Genomic DNA, 18983 nt, shown 5'->3' on the forward strand with positions numbered 1-18983 from the left:
GCGGCTCCGCTGATGCGGGGCCGCCCTTTTTGAGGCGCCGTGACGGGCTGCGGGCTCAGAAGGTGATCCACTCGGTGCGGACCGTGACCTCCTCGAGCGCCTCCGCCGTCGGGGTCACGCCGATCCCGGGGCCGGTGGGCACGGTGAGGGTGCCGTTCTCGATCACGAACGGATCGGTGATGTCGTGCGTGTAGTAGCGATTCGAGCCGGACGTGTCGCCGGGGAGGGTGAAGCCGGGAAGGGCGGCGAGCGCGACGTTGGCCGCCCGGCCGATCCCCGTCTCGAGCATGCCGCCGCACCAGACGGGGATGTCGTTGGCGGCGCAGACGTCATGGATCCGCCGGGCTTCCAGATAGCCGCCGACCCGGCCCGGTTTGATGTTCACGATCGAGCAGGCGCCGAGGGCGATCGCGTCGGCCGCGGCGCGGGCGGACACGATCGACTCGTCCAGGCAGATCGGCGTCCGCACGGCCTTCGCCAGCTGGGCGTGGCCGAGCAGGTCCTCCTCGTCCAGCGGCTGCTCGATGAGCAGCAGGTCGAACGGGTCGAGGCGCGCCAGGTGGGCGGCGTCGCCGCGGTGGTAGGCGGTGTTCGCGTCCACCTGCAGCAGCACGTCGTCGCCGAAGCGCTCCCGCACGGCGCGCACGGGCTCCACGTCCCACCCCGGCTCGATCTTCAGCTTGATGCGGACGTAGCCCTCGTCCAGATAGCCGCCCACGGCGTCGAGGAGCTCGGGGATCGTGTCCATGATGCCCACGGACACGCCGCAGTCGACCTGGGAGCGTACCGCGCCCAGTTCGCGCGAGAGCGGCACGCCCCTGGCTCGGAGCTCGGCATCGAGGATCGCGAGTTCGATGGCCGCCTTCGACATCCGGTGGCCCTTGAACTTCGCCAGGGCCGGTGCCACCTTCGTGGCGTCGAGGTCGGGCACCGACGCGAGAGCGGGCAGCAGGAAGCGGGTGATCACGTCGACGCTGGCCTCGACGTACTCGGAGGAGTACAGCGGGTCGCTCATCGCGACGCCCTCGCCCCAGCCCTCGGCCTCATCCGTCACCGCGCGCACGAGCAGTGCTTCGCGCGCGGTCGCGACGCCGAAGGACGTGCGGAAGGGAGACACCAGGGGCATCTCGATGACGCGGAGTTCGATCCCGCTGAGCTTCATTGCACTTCTCCTCTGTCGATGGTGTAGGCGCCCGAGCGGTCGAAGGAGAGCACGCGCGCGCCTTCGTCCATGAGGTCGCCGAGGGTCGCGCGCACGGCGAGGCGCCAGCGCGTGGCGAGCTCCGGATCCGTGCGGCGGAGGGATTCGATGTCGCGGGGGAGCGAGACGCGGACCAGCCGTGCCGAGGTCTCGCACGCCACCGGCACCGTGTCGTCCTCGCGGCCGAGCAGCGATTCGGCCGGAGCTTTCGGCGCGTCGGGGGCGGAGCCGCGGCAGGCCGACGAGACCGCCGGATCATGCAGATACCAGGTGACGAGCATCCGGTCGGTGTCGTCCGCGCCGTTCAGCGCATCGCTCATCTGACCGTAGAAGTTGCGGAGGTATCCGGTCGGGGTGGCGGCGAGCTTCACGAGATTGAAGTACGCATTGCGGCTGATCAGCGGGTCGAAGGTCCAGGAGATCTCGTCGAGGCCGTGCTCGAGAGCCCAGGACCGCTGGTGCACCTTGAGTGCGAAGCCCACGTTCCGCCCGCGCATGCGCGCCGAGACGCCCGCGATGTGGCTGTGCAGCGCCCGGCGCTCCGGCGCCGCGAAGAAGCCGAAGCACGCGCCGACGAGCTCATCGCCCTCGAAGGCTCCTCCGACGTAGCTGCCGGCCTTCGAGAGCGCGCGCAGCGTCTCCACGTTGACCGGCGCGCGGTCGCCCTCAGCGGTCCAGATGCCGCGGAACAGTGCGGTCACCTGCGCGAACTCCTCGACCCGGGAGAGGATCCGGATCTCGATCCCGGCCTCCGCCGCGGCGGCGCCGGCGGCATCCGCGGCGGCCGCGGTCTCCTGCAGGGAGGTTCCCATGATGGTCATCTTCCGCCTCCTGTCAGGACGTCCGCGATGAGTTCTCGCACCAGTGCGATGCGTTCAGGGATCATGCCGACGACGACGTGCTCGTCGTCGGCATGCGCGCCGCCGCCGACCGCGCCGAGGCCGTCGAGCGTCGGCACGCCGATGCCGGCCGTGTGGTTGCCGTCCGAGCCGCCGCCCACCGCGACGCCGTGGAGGGGCGCGAGCCCGAGACCGGCGGCGATCGCTCGAGCCCGGGCGAACAGGCCGGCGGAGGCGTTGCGTTCCATCGGCATGCTCCGCGGGCCGTCCTCGACGGAGGCCCCGGCGCCGGGAAGCGTCGTGGCGAGCGCATGCAGCGCGGCGTCGACGCGCTCCTGCTCCGCGCGGGTGACCGCACGCACGTCGACCGAGAACTCGGCCTCCGCGGGCACCGTGTTGCTCGCGGTGCCCGCCCGCAGCAGGGTCGGGGTCACGGTCGTGCCTGCCTCGCGATCGCCGAGCGCCGCGATCGCGAGGATGAGGTGCGCGGCCTCGACCGAGGCGTTCACGCCGCGTTCGGGCTCGAGGCCCGCGTGCGCGGCCCGTCCCGTCACGAGCACGCGGTAGAGCGAGACGCCCTTGCGCGCGACCTTCACCGCTCCGCCGTCGGCGGAGGCCTCGAGCACGAGAGCGGCCGCGCAGCCGCGCGCCTCGGTCTCGATGAGGGTGCGCGACGACGGCGATCCGAGCTCCTCGTCTCCTGTGATGAGGATGCTCACGCCATCGCGGTCGTCGAGTGCGGCGACGGCGTGCATCGCCATCACCACACCGGTCTTCATGTCGAAGCAGCCTGGTCCGCGCAGGACGCCGTCCTCGACGCCGAATGGGAGACGCTCCAGGGATCCGCTCGGCCACACGGTGTCGTGGTGACCGAGCAGCAGCACCCTGGGCGTGCCGAACCGCCAGCGCAGGTGGGGCGTGCCGTCGATGACGATGCGCTCCGGCGCTGTGCCGAGCACGCGCTCGCCGAGGGCGGCGGTGACGACGGCGCTGCGGAGCAGGGCCTCCCGGTCGCGCGAGGGCGATTCGCAGCGCACCAGCGTGCCGATGTCCGCGACGATCGCGTCGAGGGCCACCGCGGGAACTTCTGCGGTGCGGGCCTGCCCGGCCATCACGAGACCTTCGGCGCCGCACGCACGCCGTAGTGCAGGTACTGCTCGCCGGTGGCGAGACGGTAGAAGACCACGGCGTTCCACGCCTGCGTGCCCTCGGGACGGATGACGAACTCGTTCTCCCGCACCGGGATCAGCGCGTGCTCCTCCACCGGATCCGGAAGCAGCTTCGCGAGGGGGCCCGTCACGGTGGTGCGCAGCTTCAGCCCGGCATCCGAATCGAGCACCTCTGCCCGCACTCCCGCGCGGTCGTAGGTGCCGAGCAGGTCGGAGAAGTCGGCGTCGAAGGGATCCTCGGGCGGAGCGAGCTCCTCGGGGAGGTGCACGTCGGCGATCTCTGAGAAGATCTCCTCGAACAGCTCGAGGTAGAGGTCGTGCGCGCCCCCACCGTTGGTCAGCAGGGTGACCGCGACGCCCTCGTCGGGCAGCACCCGCAGGAACGCGGACTGTCCGATCGTGTTGCCGTCGTGGCCGTACAGCCGCCGCCCGTTCCAGTCGAAGAGGATCCAGCCGACGCCCCAGGCATCGCCGAGCGTGTAAGGGTTCGGCATGTCGACCTCGCGCTGCTGCATGCGCGCGACGCTGCGCTCGGAGAGCACACGCGTGCCGTCCGCGGCGAGGCCGCCGGTGAGGTGCATGCGTGCGAAGGCGAGCACGTCCGCGGTCGTGGAGCAGACCAGCCCTGCGGGCCCCATCGCGCGGGGCAGCATCCAGGCCGGGGCGAGCTTCGGGCCGTCGTCGAGGATCTCGGTGTGGCCCGCGGCGGCGCTGTACAGGAGCACCTCCTCGGGCAGCGTCGCCGAGTGCTCGAGGCCGAGGGGCGTCATCATCAGGTCGCGAAGGGCCTGATCCCAGGTGGTGCCGGTGACCTTCTCGATCACCCGTCCGGCCAGCACGAACCCGGAGTTGCAGTAGGACATGGTCGCCCCGATGGGGTGGTTCTGCGCGACGCCGTCGAGGATCCCGACGTACTTCTCGAGCGCGTCGTCCCCGCGGCCGGTGTCGGTGAACACATCGCCGTCGATGCCGCTCGTGTGGTTGAGCAGATGCCGGAGCGTCACGGTGCCCGTGGTCTCGTCCTCGGACGAGCGGAACTCGGGCAGGTACTCCACGACAGGGCGATCGAGATCGAGCACGCCGTCGTCCACGAGTCGCATGATCGCGGTGGTCGTCCAGACCTTGGTCATGGATCCGATCTGGAACAGCGAGTCATCGGTCACGGCGACCCCGGTGCGCACGTTCAGGATGCCGTGGCGGGCGAAGACGGGATCCTCGCCGAGACGGAGGATCCCGAGCGTCGCGCCCGGTACTCTGTGCGCGGTCGCGAGGGCGCTCAGCCGCTGTTGCCAGTGCCGTGCGTCCAGCGGTGCGCGCACCGGCCGGCCGGCGGCGGGGGCGTACTGCTGGACCCAATCGATCACGCGCTGGGAGAAGTCGGCGCGGTGCGAGGGGGGACCGGAGAGGGGGAACAGGTGCGAGCCGCCGGGGTACAGCACCAGGCGGGACGGCACGTCGCGCTCGCGGAGGGCGGCGAACCACTGCTCGGCCTGCCCGACCGGGCAGCGGTCGTCCTCGGCGCCGTGCAGGATCAGAGTCGGCGTGGTGACCCGGTCCACGTGCGTGAACGGCGATTGCGCCGAGATGAGGGCCTCGTCGCGCCACGGCAGGCCGCCGTTCTCCTTCGCGGAGAGATAGTGCCCCACGTCGGACGTGCCGCCCATCGAGAACAGGTCGGTCACGACGCCGCCCGCGACGGCGGCCGCGAATCGGTCGTCGCGCGAGGTGAGGTAGCAGGTCATGAACCCGCCGTAGCTGTAGCCGGTGACCGCGAGGCGGGCCGGATCCGCGATGCCCTCGGCGACGAGCGCGTCGATCGGCTCGAGGAAGTCGTTCGCGTCGTTCACGCCCCAGCCACCGGCGACGGCGCGGAAGAACGCGTTGCCGTAGCCGTCGCTGCCGCGCGGGTTGAGGGTGAGGATCGCCCAGCCGCGGCTCGCGAGAACCTGGTGGTACGGGTGGGTGAGGTCGGCGGCGCCGTTCCACGCGTTGTGGGGGCCTCCGTGCACGTCGAGCAGCAGCGGCAGCGGGCCGGAGGCGTCCGGGTCCCGGCGCAGCCATCCGGTCACGACGGTGCCGTCGGAGATCGTGAACCGGCGCTCCTCGGCGGCGACGAGGGCGAACCCGGGAGCGGGCGACGTGGTGAGCGCCGTGGCGGTGCCGTCGGCCAGGTCGATCAGGACCACCTCGCCGAACGAGTCAGGGGTGGACCGCACGATCGCGGCGGCCGAGCCCGCGACCGACAGCCCGGAGATGTTCGCCGTCCCGTCCACGAGCGCGCGGGCGGCCGAACCGTCCTCGGCGATGCGCCAGAGGTGGGAGGATCCGTTCTCGCGCAGGCAGAAGACGAGCGTGCCGTCGGCGGCGTGCTGCGGCATGCCGCCGGGGTACCCCGGACCGCCGGGCATCACGTTGCGGTCGAGCGCGGAGGTGAGGTCGATCGGAGCGCCGCCCGCGAGCGGGAAGAGCAGCAGATCGGCGTTGCCGACCTCGGTATCGGTGCGGCCGACCGCGAGCAGGTGCCGTCCGTCCGCGCTCCAGCCGACGGGGCTCGCCTGCACATCGGCGGCGCTGATCCGCACCGGGGCGCTGTTCGCGTCCGTCGACGAGGTGACGAACACCTGGACGCGGAGGGTGAGGTCGGCGTCGTCGTCCGGCGCCGAGGAGTAGGCGAGCAGGGATCCATCGGGGGACCAGAACGGGTCGGAGGCGTGCGCGCGGCCGCGGGTGAGCGTCGTGACCGTTCCGGTGGCGACATCGACGACGTGCAGCTGCTGCACGAGTGTGCCGAGCCGGCCCGCTCCGTCGATCTTGTACCCGAGGCGGTCGGCCACGGTCGGGGCGGAGCGGCGGGCGAGGATCGTCTCGGCGCCCTCGCCGGGCAGAGCCGCGCTGTCCACGGGCGCGGCGAACGCGATGCGTGCGCCGTCGGGGCTCCATTGCGGGGTGCCGGCGCCGAGAGGCAGCGCGGTGAGCGCGCGGGCCTCTCCTCCGGACGCGGGCAGCACCCAGAGCTGCGCGGGGCCCTCCTCGGCACGCAGGAAGGCGAGTGCGGATCCGTCCGGGCTCCACGCGGGCGTGCTGTCGGCGTCCCCTCGGGTGAGCCGCTCGGGCTCGCCGCCCTTGGTGGAGACCTGCCAGAGCGATCGGCGATCGCGGTCGGCGTCGCGGTCCGTCGTGCGCAATGCGTACACGACGCGCGTGCCGTCGGGGGAGAGGGCCGGCTGCTCGGGGGAGGCGATGGCGAGGATGTCGTCGACGGTCGCGGGGCGGTTCATGCGGACTCCAATCGGTGGTCGGTACTCACTGTGTCCGCACGGAGACGGAGGATGTTGTCGTGCCCGCCGAAAGGCCGGCGCCCTCTTGGGCGCCGAGCACAGGTCGGACCGAGAGGTCGGACCCGAGCCCCGCGAAGTGGCACGAGGCGCCGCGGACGCCGGTGGGCAGGACAGGGATCACGGTGCGACAGATCGCCCGATCCGGATGCGCGAGGGGCCCGATCGGGCACCGCGGATGGAAGCGGCACCCGCTCGGCGGGGAGTGCGGGTCCGGCGGTTCGGCATCGAGCGCCGCGGTGTCGCCGGTGCGCAGCAGGTCGCCGTTCCTGGTCGGCGCGGAGGCCAGCAGCTCCCGCGTGTACGGGTGCTGCGGGTCGGCGAGGACCTGCTCGGTCGGGCCGAACTCGACGATCCGKCCGAGGTACATCACGGCGAGATGATCGCTGAGGTAGCGGACCACGGCGAGGTTGTGCGAGATGAACAGCATCGTGAGCGAGAGCTCCCGCCGCAGCTCGCGGACGAGGTTCAGCACGGAGCCCTGCACGGAGACGTCGAGCGCCGAGGTGATCTCGTCGGCGATCACGACCTCGGGATCGGCGGCGAGCGCGCGGGCCAGGGCGATCCGCTGGCGCTGACCGCCGGAGAGCGCCGCCGGGAGGGATCCGGCCCGCTCGGCGTCCAGGCTGACCATCTCGAGCAGCTGAGCCACTCTGGCACGCCTGGCCACGCCGCCGCGCAGGTTGCGGGGCAGCGCCTCGGCGATCGATTCGCCGATGCTCATCCGGGGATCGAGCGAGGAGAAAGGATCCTGGAACACCATTTGGATGGGCCTGCGACGACGGTGAGAGCGCACATCGACGCCGTCGAGGGTGATCGCCCCTCCGCTGATCGGCGACAGGCCGATCGCGGCGCGGGCGAGCGTCGACTTGCCGGATCCGGACTCGCCGACGAGGCCCACGACCGAGCCGGACGGGACGACGAGGCTCACGTCGTCGACGGCGGTGAGGCCGGATCGGTGGGTGCCGTAGCGGACGCTCACCCGATCGAAGCGCAGCTCGCTCATCGGACGACCTCCTCGGGTTCGAAGTCGGGCATCGGGACCGCCGCGGTGATCGCGGGCACCGCGGCGACCGGCATCGCGCCGTCGACCGGATGCCAGCAGGCGACTCTGTGTCCGTCTCCGGCATCGGTCAGCGCGGGGTCCTGCTCCCGGCACAGGGCGGAGGCGAGCGGGCAGCGGTCCGCGAACGCGCAGCCCGCCGGGAAGGCCCCGGGGGCCGGCGGACGGCCGGGGATCATGCGCAGCGGCACGTTCCGGTCGGTGTCGAGCTCTGGCACGACGTCGAGCAGCGCGCGCGTGTAGGGATGTCTGGCGCTCTCGTTCAGACGGCTCGCGGGGAGGTCCTCGACGATGCGTCCCGCGTACATCACGAGCACGCGATCGCAGGTCTGCGCGACGACGGCGATGTCGTGGCTGATCAGCAGGATCGCGGCCTCGGTGTCGCGGCGCACGCTCGCGAGCAGCTGCAGCACCTGCCGCTGCACCGTGACGTCGAGGGCGGTGGTGGGCTCGTCGGCGATGATGAGCCGCGGGTGGTTCATCAGGCCCATCGCGATCATCGCGCGCTGCCGCATGCCGCCGGAGAACTCGTGCGGGAACTGGCGTGCCCGGCGCTCGGCTGCGGGCACGCGCACCGCCTTGAGGCGCTCGATCGCTCGTTCCATCGCCGCCGTGCGGTTGAGTCCCTGATGCTCCGCGGCGGCCTCGGCGAGCTGCGAGCCGATCCGGCGGGTGGGGTTGAACGAGGTCATCGGATCCTGGAACACCATCGCGAGCGAGGTGCCGAGCAGGGGGCGTAGCGTCCGCTCTGGGGTGTCGAGCAGCGGCGTGCCGCAGAACTCGAGCCGCGCCGCGTCCACGTGTCCCGGCCGCTCGATGAGCTGCGCGGCGGCCAGGGCGGTCAGGCTCTTGCCGGATCCGGATTCGCCGACGACGCCGATCGCCTCGCCGCGGGAGATCGAGAAGCTCACGCCGCGGACCGGGGTGACCCAGCCGTTCGCTGCGGGGAAGGACACGCGCAGATCGTCGACGAGGAGAACCATGTCATCGTTCACGACCTGCGCGTGCCGGGGGGGGCCCGAGGGGGCGGTCAGGGGGAGGCGGCGCGGGTGCCGCGCGCCGCGGCCGCCGAGGGCCGCGGCGGCGGTCTCGCCKAGGAGGTTGAAGGCGAGCCCGGCGATCACCACGGCGACGGCGGGGCCGAGGGCGGCGGCGGGGTTCAGATAGATGCGGTTCAGACCCTCGCCGAGGAGCCGGCCCCAGTCGTATGCCGGCACCTGCACGCCGAGCCCGAGGAACGACAGGCCCGCAAACGCGAGGAGCGCACCGCCCGCGCTGATCGTCGCGTTGACGATGAGCGGCTCGCCGATGTTGGGCAGGATGTGCCGGATCAGCACACGGAAGCGCGAGACGCCGGCCACGCGCGCCGCCGCGATGAAGTCGCGCCCGGCGATCGCCGCGGACAGCGTCTGGGTGAGGCGCGCGAAGCCCGGGGCCATCGCGAAGCCGATCGCGAGGACCGATCCGACGGTGCCCACGCCGAAGATCACGGCGAGGAACAGCGCCAGCAGCAGCCCGGGGAAGGCGACGGCGATGTTGACGAATGTCGAGAGGATGCGGCCCACCCACCGGGGCAGGACGGCCGGCGCGGTGCCGAGCACGGTCCCGGTGACGACCCCGATCAGCACCGCGGCCATCGCGAGGCCGAGGGAGAGGCGTGTGGCGACCATGACGCGTGCGAGCACGTCACGGCCGAGCGCGTCGGTGCCGAGCAAGTGCGCCGCGCTCGGGGCTCGGTAGGCGGCGGCGGGGGCGATCTGCTCGGCCTGTGCACCCCAGACCAGCGGGCCGAGCAGGGCCACGAGCACCAGCAGGAGCACGAGGGCCAGGGAGACCGAGCCGAGCGGGGTGCGGACGACCTTCTTCATCATGGATGCGGCGGACATCAGGCCTCCTTGATCGTGGAGCGCGGATCGAGGGCCGCGAGGGCGATGTCGATCACCAGGTTCACCAGCAGCACGCCCATCCCGTAGACCAGCACGATCGCCTGCACCACGGGGTAGTCCTTGGTCAGGATCGACTGCACGATCATGGTGCCCAGGCCCGGCCAGGCGAAGACGTTCTCCGCGAGCACGGTTCCGGTGACCATGCCCGCCAGCAGGAGCCCCGTGAGCGTCAGCGTCGACGTCATCGCGTTGGGGAGCGCATGGCGCGTGTAGATACGACGCGGACGCAGCCGCTTGGCGCGCGCCGTGCGGATGTAGTCCTGCCCCAGCACGCTCAGCACCTCGACGCGGATCAGGCGGGAGAACACCGCGATCGGACCGACGGCGAGCGCGGTCACGGGGAGCACGAAGGAGAGGGGTCCGGAGGCGCCGGCGATCGGGAGCCAGCCGAGCGAGACGGCGAAGACATAGACGAGTCCGACCGCGAGGAGGAACTCGGGGATCGCCGCGAGCACGACGGTGACGACCGCGAAGCCCAGCTCGAGTCCTCGCCGGCGGCCGCCACGCGTGGCCACCGCCATCGTGACGCCGATCGGGACGGAGGCCAGCAGCACGACCAGTACGGAGAGGAGCGCGAGCTGCAGCGTCGCAGGGAGGCGGGTGGCGATGATCTCCGAGACGGGCTGGTTGGTGAGCATGGAGACGCCCATGTCACCGGTGAAGAKGTTGCCGAGGTAGTGCAGGTACTGCACGATCAGCGGCTGATCCAGCCCGAGCGTCGCCCGGCGCGCCTCGACCAGGGCGACAGGGGCGTTCAGGCCCAGGGCGGCGCGCACGGGGTCGCCCGGCACCAGGTGGATCATCAGAAAAGCAGCCGTGACCAGCACCCAGACCGACAGGACGAAGAGACCTCCGCGACGGACCAGGAAGGACAGCCAGGGGCTGCCCGACCGTGCGGATCGGATGAGTATCGCCTGTGTGGCGGTGGTGCTGGTCACGGCTGGGTCCTCACGGCTGGGGAACGGAACGAGGCGGGTCCGGTGGGACCGAGGCTATTGACCGGGTAGCGACGCCGGATTGTCGACCGCCACGAGAAGGAGGGGCGAAGTTGTGCGTGATGACAACGTCGGCCTCGCCTCGGTCGTCCGATCAGATCCGCGGCGCCGCGCGCAGCCCCATGTGCAGGAACTCCGTGCCGTCCACGGCGGTGAGGAAGCGGCCGAGAGAGCGTCCTTCGGCGTCGCGCAGCAGCAGATCCGCACCGAGCCGGGCGCGCACGGTCGGCAGAGGGGGCAGACCGAGGTCGATGAGGTCCTGGCGCAGTTCGGGTGTGATCACGATCTCGTCGTGCTCGCGCGTCACCACGTTCTGCCAGAGATTGACGTCGTAGCGCCCGAGGACGTCGTCGGGCGACGGGTGGGGCGCCACGTCGTCCGCCGGCGCAGGACGGATCCCGCGCAGCGTCTCCAGGCACCAGGACACCACCTGCGGACCGAGCGTGCTCGCACCGTTGGTGAGCACCGTCACGGCGAGGTCGTGGTCGGGCAGCAGCACCATCTCGCTGAGCTGCAGGTTGCTGATGTTCCCGCCGTGCCGCACCACGCGCGCATCGCCGACATGCGTGAGCAGCCAGGGGAGGCCGATGCCCTCCAGTGGCGGGCCCACCTCGATGTGCGCGCGCTGCATCACCCGCCGCGTCTCGTCGCCGATCGGGGCGGATCCCTCGGCCTCGCCGCGCAGATGGAATCGGGCGTAGCGCAGCTGGTCGCGGACCGAGGAGAGCAGGCCGCCCTCCGGCGCCAGGTCGCGGGCGAGTCCCCATACCGGGGCCGGCGTGGCGACGCCGTCGACGACCACGTGGCCGGTCACGACGGGCCGGGTGATCGCCTCCCACGGGAAGTACACGCTGTCGGTCATGCCGAGGGGCGCAAGGACGGACTCGGTGATGAGCTCTTCGAACCCGCGACCGGCCACCACAGCGCAGAGGTGGCCGAGCAGGCGCAGGCCGCTGTTGCTGTACGACGCGATCGATCCGGGTGGGAAGAGCTGCGGAAGCTCGCCGAAACCGGCGATGCTCTTCCGCAGCGCGTCGGGTCCCCAGTCCTCGGCGTCGTCGTCGATGTCGCCGAGGAAGCCGCCGGAGTGCGTGAGCAGATGCCGCACCTGGAGCTGTTCCAGGGCGCCGGCATCGCCGAGCCGGAGGTCGGGCAGCAGCTCGGCGACCCGGGTGTCCAGATCGAAGGCACCCTGTTCGATGAGACGCATGGCCGCCGTGGCCGTCACGGTCTTCGAGGTGGATCCGATCGCGAACAGGGTGTCGGCGGTCACGGGAGCCCCCGTCGCGGTGGAGGCGACGCCCGTCGTGAGCACGTGCTCCGTGCCGCCGTCCACGATGCCGACCGCGATCCCCGGCACGTTCATCTCGCGGGCGCCGCTGTCCAGCAGCTCCTGAATTTCATCCAACATGGCGCGGTCCCTCACTCGTACATGCGGATCGAGGTCGGAACGATGCCATCGCCCTCTTCGAAGGTGGCCTTGTTCGCGAAGGTGTGCCGCGCGACGTTCGCGTAGAGCACCACGGACGACGTCGTCAGCAACGACTTCTCGGCGGCGGCCCAGTCATCGCATCCCTCTGTGCCCGCCTTGGCGGACGCGGCGGTCACCGCGGCGACGTAGGCCGGGTCGTCGACCGAGGCGAAGTTCGAGCCGTTCGGCGGCGTCGGGCCGGAGAAGAACGGCAGCAGAGAGGTGGGCAGTCCCACTGTGACGCCGGCGCCCGAGATGTCCCAGTCGCCGGTCGAGAGCAGGGTCTCGCTGAGGGAGGGGCCGTCGAGGGCCTTCACGGTCACGTCCACGCCCGCCTTCTTCCACATCGACTGCAGGAGCTCGACAGCGGCCGTGCCGGTGTCGCCCAGGGCCGTGGCGTAGATCATCTTGAGGGTGAGCGGCTTGCCGTCCTTGGCCCGGATGCCGTCGGATCCGAGCTTCCACCCGGCCGCGTCGAGCGCGGCACCGGCTGCCTTCGCGTCGAATCCAGGGATGTTTCCCTTGACCGAGTCGGCACGGCATGGATTGGGGGCGACGGTGACGAAGCCGGTCGGGACCTCGCCCGCGAACACCTGCCGGGCCTGCGCCAGGTCCACCGCCTGGGTGAGCGCCTTGCGCACGGCGGGATCCGACGTGGCCCGGCCGCTGGCCTGGTTGTAGATCAGCTGGCCGGCCGGGACGAGGATCTGCGTGCTGAAGAGCTTCGCGCTCTCCATCCGCTGCTGATCCGGCCCGACCACTCCGGCGGCGTTGACCTCGCCGGAGACGACCAGGTTGGCTGCGGTGGTCTCATTCGGGATGATCCGGAAGACGACCTTGTCCGGCAGGCCCTTCTGCGTCGGATCCCAGTCGCCGGGGCCCCAGGAGAAGTCCTTGCGGCGGGTCAGGGTGTACTGGCTGTTCGGCGTGACCTCGCTCATCGTGAACATACCCGTCGAGCCCTTGCCGGCGGCGAGCGCCTTGGGATCCTTCAGCACGGTTCCGCACACGATCGAGATGCTGCCGAGGTTCTCCAGGAGGAAGGAGTCGGGGCGGCCACTGGTGACCGTCACCGTGCGCGTGGCGTCGTCGCCGACGGCGGTCGTGCCCGGCTGCACCTGGAGTCCCACGAGGGGCGAGCCCGTCGCGGGATCCGCGACATGGTTGATGTTCGCGGCGACGTCGGTCGCGGTCAGCGGGCTGCCGTCGTCGCAGCTCAGTTTGTCGCGCAGGGTGAATGTCGCGGTCGTGGTGTCGCCGGTCCACTTCTCGGCGAGGCCGGATGTGATGCTGCCGTCGTCCTTGGTCTCGACGAGGCGTGCGTACAGGAACCGGTCGACGCCGCGCGCCACGGAAAGCGCCGTGATGAACGGATCGAGCGAACCAGGGTCGGTCGCGATGGCCTGCGTGAACGTCTTTCCGTTCGCGAGCGCGGCGTCCTTGCCGGCTCCGGCCGCGCCGCCACCGGCGCAGGACGTCAGGACGAGGGCGGTCGCGCCGAGGATCGCGATGAGCGGGGTGCGGTGTCGCATCAGAAGCCTCCAGCAGTTTCGGGGTGGTGCGGGATGGGGATGGGGATGGTGCGAGGTGGGGAAGGGGATGGTGCGGGATGGGGAAGGGGAGGAGAGGGGGAAGAAGGAACGAGGTGAGGAGAGCCCGGGCCGACCCTGAACGGATCGGCCCGGACCTCAGGACCGCTCGGCGCGCAGCTGCTCGACGGCGGCGAATCCGGCGCGACCGATCGAGGCGTCGACGCGCGGGAGCCGCTCGTCGAGCGTGCGCGCGCGGGTGAACACGGCGACGGCGTACTGGCGGCCGTCGGGATAGGTGACGACACCCGCCTCATTGCGCCAGCGGGGCAGGGTCCCGGTCTTCGCCGCGAGCGTCACCCCGTTCGGGAACCCGGAGGTCAGGCGGTGCGGCCAGATCTGCTGCGCCATGATCGCCCTGGCCTGCGCGCAGGCCTCGGCGGGCGCGGCGGTGTCGGTCCACAGGGCGTTCAGCAGCGTGGTGACGTCGCGGGGGGTGGATGCCGAGGTGCGCGCGGGGTCGAGGGCCGAGATCCCGAGCAGCCGCTCGGGGTCCGTGCCGGCCAGCAGCTCTTCCAGATCGTCGTCGACGGATCCGCCGAGATCAGCCACCACGGACGCGAACAGATCCTCGCAGCACCCGATCAGCCGGGTGTCGTGCAGGCCCAGGTCGGCGATCACGCGATCCACGGCGTCGCCGCCCAGCCGGTGGTACAGGACATCGGTGGCGGCGTTGTCGCTCATCGTCATCATGTTCTGGGCGAGGTCGCGCCAGCTCACCTGTACGTCGTCCGAGAAGCCGGCCGTGCCGATGCCGCCGATGCGGTAGCGCGCGGTGACGGTCGTCCTCCCGGCCGGATCCAGGGCGCCGGCGGCGACGGCGCGCACGTAGGCGGTGAGTACGAGGATCTTGAAGACGGAGGCGAGCACGACGGGCTCATCGGCGCCGGAGTCCACCTCCGGCCCGTCGTCCGCTCCGATCTCGCGGGCGTGCAGGAAGCCCTCCGCGTCGGCGTCCGCGAAGATCTCCGCGATCGAGGTCGAGGTCGAGGTCGAGGTCGAGGTCGAGGTCGAGGTCGCGGTGGGGGCGCTCATGCGTCGACCCGGCGGTCTGCGCGTCCGGTGTGCAGGTACAGGGCGCGGCCGCTGCCGTCGTCCCCGACGAACGCGTGCGGCATCCGCATACCGTGATCCTGTTCCCGCGGGATGAGGCTGTCGCCGGACCAGCCGACGAGCTCGACGGGAGCGGGCGCCGGCCCGAGGTCGGCGAAGATCCCCTTCATCGTGCGGGTCAGCCAGATCCGGCCGTCGTCGTCGACGCTCACCGTGGAGTCCGAGACGGAGGACGAGTAGGTGCCGAGGATGCGGTCCAGGTCGACCTCGACCGGTGACTCGGGGAGCACGGGGAGCGGGGTCATGCCGACACCGGCGAGGGCCGAGAGGATCGTCGAGAACAGGCGGTAGTAGAGGCCGACCGTGTCGCCGCCGTTCGTGAGCAGCACCACGGCGACGCCTGCGGACGGCACGAAGCGCAGGAACGCGTTCTGCCCGATCGTGCCGCCGTCGTGGCCGTAGACCGGGCCGCCTGCCCAGTCGAAGATCTCCCAGCCCAGGCCCCAGGCGTCGCCGAGGACGCCGAGGTCGGGAAGGTCCACGTGGCGCTCCTGCATCGCGGCGACGCTCTGCGCGGAGAGGATCCGGGTTCCGTCGGGGGCGACGCCGCCCGCCATGTGCATGCCCGCGAAGCCGAGGAGGTCCCGCGGGGTCATCGCGAGCATCGATCCGGCAGGAGCGTTGGAGCGCACCAGGCTCCAGACCGGGGCGGCAACGGGCTCGCCACCGTCTTCGGCGGGGACGTGGCCGAGCGCCGCGCGGAACATGATCGCCTGCGAGGCATCCGTCGCCACGTGCGTGAGCCCCAGCGGGCGGGCGAGATGCGCGTGCAGCGCCYGGTCGTACGTCTGGCCGCGCAGCACTTCGACGATGCGGCCGAGGACGACGAACGCCGCGTTGTTGTACGAGAAGCGCTCGCCGGGGGCGAAGAGCTGCGGGGCGTCGGCGATCGTCGCCAGGTACTTCTCGACCGCGTCGTCGCCGACGCCGGTGTCGTTGAAGAGGTCGCCCTCGAAGCCGCTCACGTGGCTGAGCAGCTGGCGGGCGGTGATCGCGGAGGCGGCGGCGTCGTCGCCGATCGCGAACTCGGGGACGGTGTCGCGCACGGGGGCATCGAGGTCGAGGAGCCCCTCGTCGACGAGCTGCATGATGAGCGTCGCGGTCCAGGTCTTCGTGATGGAGCCTATCTGGAACACCGAGTCCTCATCGGCCTCCACCCCGGTGTTCTTGTTCAGGATGCCGGCCGCTGCGGTGAAGACCTCGCCGCCGGCGAGGATTCCCACGGATGCGGCGGGGACGTGCGCGTCGGCGATCAGTGCGGGGAGGTTCTCCCGCACCCAGGTGCCGATTTCGTTCAGGTCGGACATGTGCGCTCCTCTTCGTCGAGTGCGCCGTCGATCAGGGTGACGGCGATGGGGCCGAGACTATTCGCGCGGATCGGCGTCTCGTTGGTGCGGGCCGACGAGGCTTCCCGAGACCTTGGTGCCCCGGGACAAGGCGCCTGCCGGTCAGCGGAGGCGGATGGCGCGCAGGGCCGTCGCCATCACGCAGCGCCTCGTACGGCGCGCCCGGGATGGGCGTCGGCCACGATATCGCCGGCGTGCACGACCGCCGTGCCGTGCACATAGAGCTCTCGCACGCCCTGTGAGGGGCGCGTGGAATCGGCGTAGGTCGCCCGGTCGGTGATCGCGCCGGGATCGAGCACCACGATGTCGGCGTCGGCGCCGACGGTGAGGTGCCCCTTGGCGCGCATCGCGGGGGAGGCCTCGTCCAGCACGCGCGCGGGTAGGTAGGAGCAGCGGCGGAACGCCTCGATCCAGCTCCAGGCACCAGACTCGCGGACCATCAGACGCAGAGACTTCGCGAAGGTTCCCGCCGTGCGCGGGTGCGTCTGACCGCCCTCCGGCAGGGGCCAGTCGCGCTGCTCGTACACGGTCGGCGCGCCGCCGGATCCCGGCCACGAGATCGGCATCGCATCGCTCGCGACGATCGCGTCGGGATAGGCGAGCGCCCGATGCAGGTGGGCGCGATCGAGGGGATCCGCCTCGTCCAGGAACGTGACGATGCAGGCGGCCCCCGGATCCGAGGCGCGCACCTCGCGCAGCCGGGCTTCGTCGGCGATGCGCTCTCCGGTGTCCACGAGCACCAGCGCGGTCGGGCCGATGCCCAGGCCCGCGAGCTTCTCCGGCGCGAGGAAGAACGCGCCGATCGCGGTGCTGCCGGCGCCGTACGGGTAAGCCTCGACGGTGACCCTGGACCCGGCCGCGCGACTGCGGTCCAGCAGCGCGAGCACGCGGTCGATGTGGCGCAACGACGTGCTGTTCACATGGCAGTGGTGCATCGCGGCGCCGGTCTCCGCTGCCGCGCGCACGAGCTCCTCCGAGCCGTCGATCGGGGTGGCCGGATCCGCTTCGATCAGCTCGCGCACGTGCGTGAACGTCGGCGCGTGGGCCGCGGCGGCGAGCCGGGCGAGCTCGAGGTACTCGTCGGGGTCGGAGCGCGGGGCGTAACCCATCAGCACGCCGATGCCGAGCGCTCCGGCAGCGAGCTCGTTCTCCAGCAGCCCGAGCCAGCGCCGGCGCTCGGCGGGGCTCGAGGAGCGCTGCCACGCGGGGTTGCCGAGGAGGTCCATCGACGCGGTGAAGTCGGCGACAGGGACGCGCTCGAGGTGCGCGTAGGCGCGAGCCTGGGACCAGGACGCCGAGAATCCGTAGTTCAGCGGACGTCCCTCGCGGCCGGCCCTGGCGATCGCCTCGGCGACGGGCATGAGGCCCGCCTCCAGATCGAGCGCCGTGGTGACGCCGTCCATGGCCTGCAGGCGATGTCCGGCGATCGAGTGCACGTGGCTGTGCAGATCGACGAAGCCCGGCCCGACGATGAGACCGTCCACGTCGATCACGGTCGCCGCCTCCGGTGCGGCGATCCCGGATCCGATCGCGGCGATCCTGCCGTCGGTGATCAGGAGGTCGGAAATACCGTCGGAACCGGTCTTCGGGTCGATGACGCGCCCGCCGCGCAGCAGAGTGTCCACGCCACTACGGTGCCAGCACCCACGCGCGGGGGTGCCATGCGTGCGGACGAAGATCCCGCGCATTCCGGTGCGCCAGGACAAGATCATGCGCCGGGCGTCGGCGAAGCGGATGCGCGGCGGAAGGCTCCGACCCCATAATGGACTCATCCATGTGACCGTGCACATCGAGGAGGCTCTGCATGTCGACCTCCTCCGAACGTGCCCGGATGCCCAGTATCCGTGACGTCGCCCGGCTCGCCGGGGTCTCCCATCAGACGGTCTCCCGCGTGCTGAACGACCACGCCAGCATCCGGCCCGAGACCAAGGAACGGGTGCTCGACGCCATCCGCGTCCTGGACTACCGGCCCAACATCGCGGCGCGGGCGCTCGCGACCAGCCGCTCCAACACGCTCGGGATCCTGGCCGCGACCACGGGCGAGTTCGGTCCGACCTCCTCGATCGCCGCGATCGAGGATGCGGCGCGCGCCGAGCGCTACGCGGTCAGCACGCTGAACCTGCCGGACACCACGCCCGAGGCGATCGGTGCGGCGGTGCGACAGCTGGTGCGGGAGGCGGTCGACGGCATCGTCGTGCTCGCCCCGCAGGTACGGGTGTTCAACGTGCTGCGGGGGATGGCCGTGTCGGTGCCGTTCGTCAGCTTGCAGACCGCCTCGGGATCCGACGGCTTCAGCCACTCCGAGGATCAGCTCGCCGGCGCGCGCATGATCACCGAGTACCTGATCCGCCTCGGGCACAGCGACATCCTGCACCTCGCGGGACCCCAGGACTGGATCGAGGCCGAGTCGCGCATGCGCGGTTACCTGGACGCGATGCGCGATGCCGACCTGCCCACGATCCCCCCGATCCGCGGCGACTGGACCGCCGACTTCGGCTACTTCGCGGGTCAGGAGCTGGCCCGCCGGCGGGACTTCACGGCCGTGTTCGCGGCGAACGACCTCATGGCGATCGGCCTCATGCACGGCTTCCGGGACGCAGGGCTCCGGGTGCCGATCGATGTGAGCGTCGTCGGCTTCGATGACATTCCGGTCGCGGCACATGTCGCTCCGCCGCTGACGACCGTGCATCAGGACTTCGCCGAGCTCGGCCGCCGCGCCGTGCGGATCCTGCTGGCGCAGCTGCGCGGTGAGACGGTGCCGGCCTTCGGGCCCGTCGTCCCGGTGCTGTGCGGACGCGAATCCGCGGCGTCACGGTAAGGACACGAATTCGGCTGCGGCACTTGACACTGCCGAAGCGCGGGAGGCACGATGTATCCCGATGTGAACGGTAACATTGACGGTAACATCATCGGACC

13 protein-coding genes are annotated in these 18983 nt (G+C 71.4%); 1 reads left to right on the plus strand and 12 read right to left on the minus strand.

The window, feature by feature from the left end; all coding sequences use genetic code 11:
- Positions 1-55 precede the first annotated feature (55 nt).
- The 12 genes from menC to AC1DG4_RS08415 form a co-directional block, all read right to left on the minus strand.
- Complete coding sequence (gene menC, locus AC1DG4_RS08360; protein WP_477376830.1) at positions 56-1162, minus strand: o-succinylbenzoate synthase; 1107 nt, start codon at positions 1160-1162, stop codon at positions 56-58.
- Positions 1159-2022, minus strand: a complete 864-nt coding sequence (locus tag AC1DG4_RS08365) for a GNAT family N-acetyltransferase (RefSeq protein WP_477376831.1) — start codon at positions 2020-2022, stop codon at positions 1159-1161. Before AC1DG4_RS08365 ends, menC begins: the two co-directional genes overlap by 4 nt.
- A complete protein-coding gene (locus tag AC1DG4_RS08370; protein WP_477376833.1) occupies positions 2019-3152 on the minus strand; it encodes a M20/M25/M40 family metallo-hydrolase in 1134 nt (377 codons plus the stop codon). The genes AC1DG4_RS08365 and AC1DG4_RS08370 overlap by 4 nt, the downstream gene beginning before the upstream one ends.
- Positions 3152-6487, minus strand: coding sequence for a serine hydrolase (locus AC1DG4_RS08375; RefSeq protein ID WP_477376835.1), 3336 nt, complete (start codon positions 6485-6487; stop codon positions 3152-3154). The genes AC1DG4_RS08370 and AC1DG4_RS08375 overlap by 1 nt, the downstream gene beginning before the upstream one ends.
- A gap of 25 nt (positions 6488-6512) precedes the next feature.
- Entirely contained in the window at positions 6513-7550 is a 1038-nt protein-coding gene (locus AC1DG4_RS08380) for an ABC transporter ATP-binding protein (protein ID WP_477376837.1), read from the minus strand.
- The gene (locus AC1DG4_RS08385) at positions 7547-9493 is read right to left on the minus strand and encodes a dipeptide/oligopeptide/nickel ABC transporter permease/ATP-binding protein (protein WP_477376839.1); all 1947 of its coding nucleotides are present in this window, start codon (positions 9491-9493) and stop codon (positions 7547-7549) included. Before AC1DG4_RS08385 ends, AC1DG4_RS08380 begins: the two co-directional genes overlap by 4 nt.
- On the minus strand, positions 9493-10491 hold the full coding sequence (locus tag AC1DG4_RS08390; RefSeq protein ID WP_477421179.1) for an ABC transporter permease: 999 nt from the start codon (positions 10489-10491) through the stop codon (positions 9493-9495). Before AC1DG4_RS08390 ends, AC1DG4_RS08385 begins: the two co-directional genes overlap by 1 nt.
- Positions 10492-10642: 151 nt before the next feature.
- Complete coding sequence (locus tag AC1DG4_RS08395) at positions 10643-11959, minus strand: serine hydrolase domain-containing protein (protein WP_477376843.1); 1317 nt, start codon at positions 11957-11959, stop codon at positions 10643-10645.
- An 11-nt stretch (positions 11960-11970) separates the two neighbouring features.
- Positions 11971-13551: an ABC transporter substrate-binding protein gene (locus AC1DG4_RS08400; RefSeq protein ID WP_477376845.1), complete on the minus strand. Its 1581-nt coding sequence runs from the start codon at positions 13549-13551 to the stop codon at positions 11971-11973.
- A 156-nt stretch (positions 13552-13707) separates the two neighbouring features.
- On the minus strand, positions 13708-14643 hold the full coding sequence (locus AC1DG4_RS08405) for a serine hydrolase (RefSeq protein ID WP_477376847.1): 936 nt from the start codon (positions 14641-14643) through the stop codon (positions 13708-13710).
- Positions 14640-16028, minus strand: a complete 1389-nt coding sequence (locus AC1DG4_RS08410) for a serine hydrolase domain-containing protein (RefSeq protein WP_477421180.1) — start codon at positions 16026-16028, stop codon at positions 14640-14642. The genes AC1DG4_RS08405 and AC1DG4_RS08410 overlap by 4 nt, the downstream gene beginning before the upstream one ends.
- A gap of 176 nt (positions 16029-16204) precedes the next feature.
- The gene (locus AC1DG4_RS08415) at positions 16205-17692 is read right to left on the minus strand and encodes an amidohydrolase family protein (RefSeq protein WP_477376851.1); all 1488 of its coding nucleotides are present in this window, start codon (positions 17690-17692) and stop codon (positions 16205-16207) included.
- Positions 17693-17871: 179 nt separating this feature from the next.
- Between AC1DG4_RS08415 and AC1DG4_RS08420 the strand changes: the two genes are divergently transcribed.
- A complete protein-coding gene (locus tag AC1DG4_RS08420; RefSeq protein ID WP_477376853.1) occupies positions 17872-18885 on the plus strand; it encodes a LacI family DNA-binding transcriptional regulator in 1014 nt (337 codons plus the stop codon).
- Positions 18886-18983: the final 98 nt, after the last annotated feature.

The sequence above is a fragment of the Microbacterium sp. 05N427 genome (assembly GCF_056397105.1).

Bases quoted from the DNA above. Each gene is read 5' to 3' on its own strand.
- menC (WP_477376830.1), bottom strand. From the start codon at position 1,162: ATGAAGCTCAGCGGGATCGAACTCCGCGTCATCGAGATGCCCCTGGTG.
- AC1DG4_RS08365 (WP_477376831.1), bottom strand. From the start codon at position 2,022: ATGACCATCATGGGAACCTCCCTGCAGGAGACCGCGGCCGCCGCGGAT.
- AC1DG4_RS08370 (WP_477376833.1), bottom strand. From the start codon at position 3,152: ATGGCCGGGCAGGCCCGCACCGCAGAAGTTCCCGCGGTGGCCCTCGAC.
- AC1DG4_RS08375 (WP_477376835.1), bottom strand. From the start codon at position 6,487: ATGAACCGCCCCGCGACCGTCGACGACATCCTCGCCATCGCCTCCCCC.
- AC1DG4_RS08395 (WP_477376843.1), bottom strand. From the start codon at position 11,959: ATGTTGGATGAAATTCAGGAGCTGCTGGACAGCGGCGCCCGCGAGATG.
- AC1DG4_RS08400 (WP_477376845.1), bottom strand. From the start codon at position 13,551: ATGCGACACCGCACCCCGCTCATCGCGATCCTCGGCGCGACCGCCCTC.
- AC1DG4_RS08405 (WP_477376847.1), bottom strand. From the start codon at position 14,643: ATGAGCGCCCCCACCGCGACCTCGACCTCGACCTCGACCTCGACCTCG.
- AC1DG4_RS08420 (WP_477376853.1), top strand. From the start codon at position 17,872: ATGTCGACCTCCTCCGAACGTGCCCGGATGCCCAGTATCCGTGACGTC.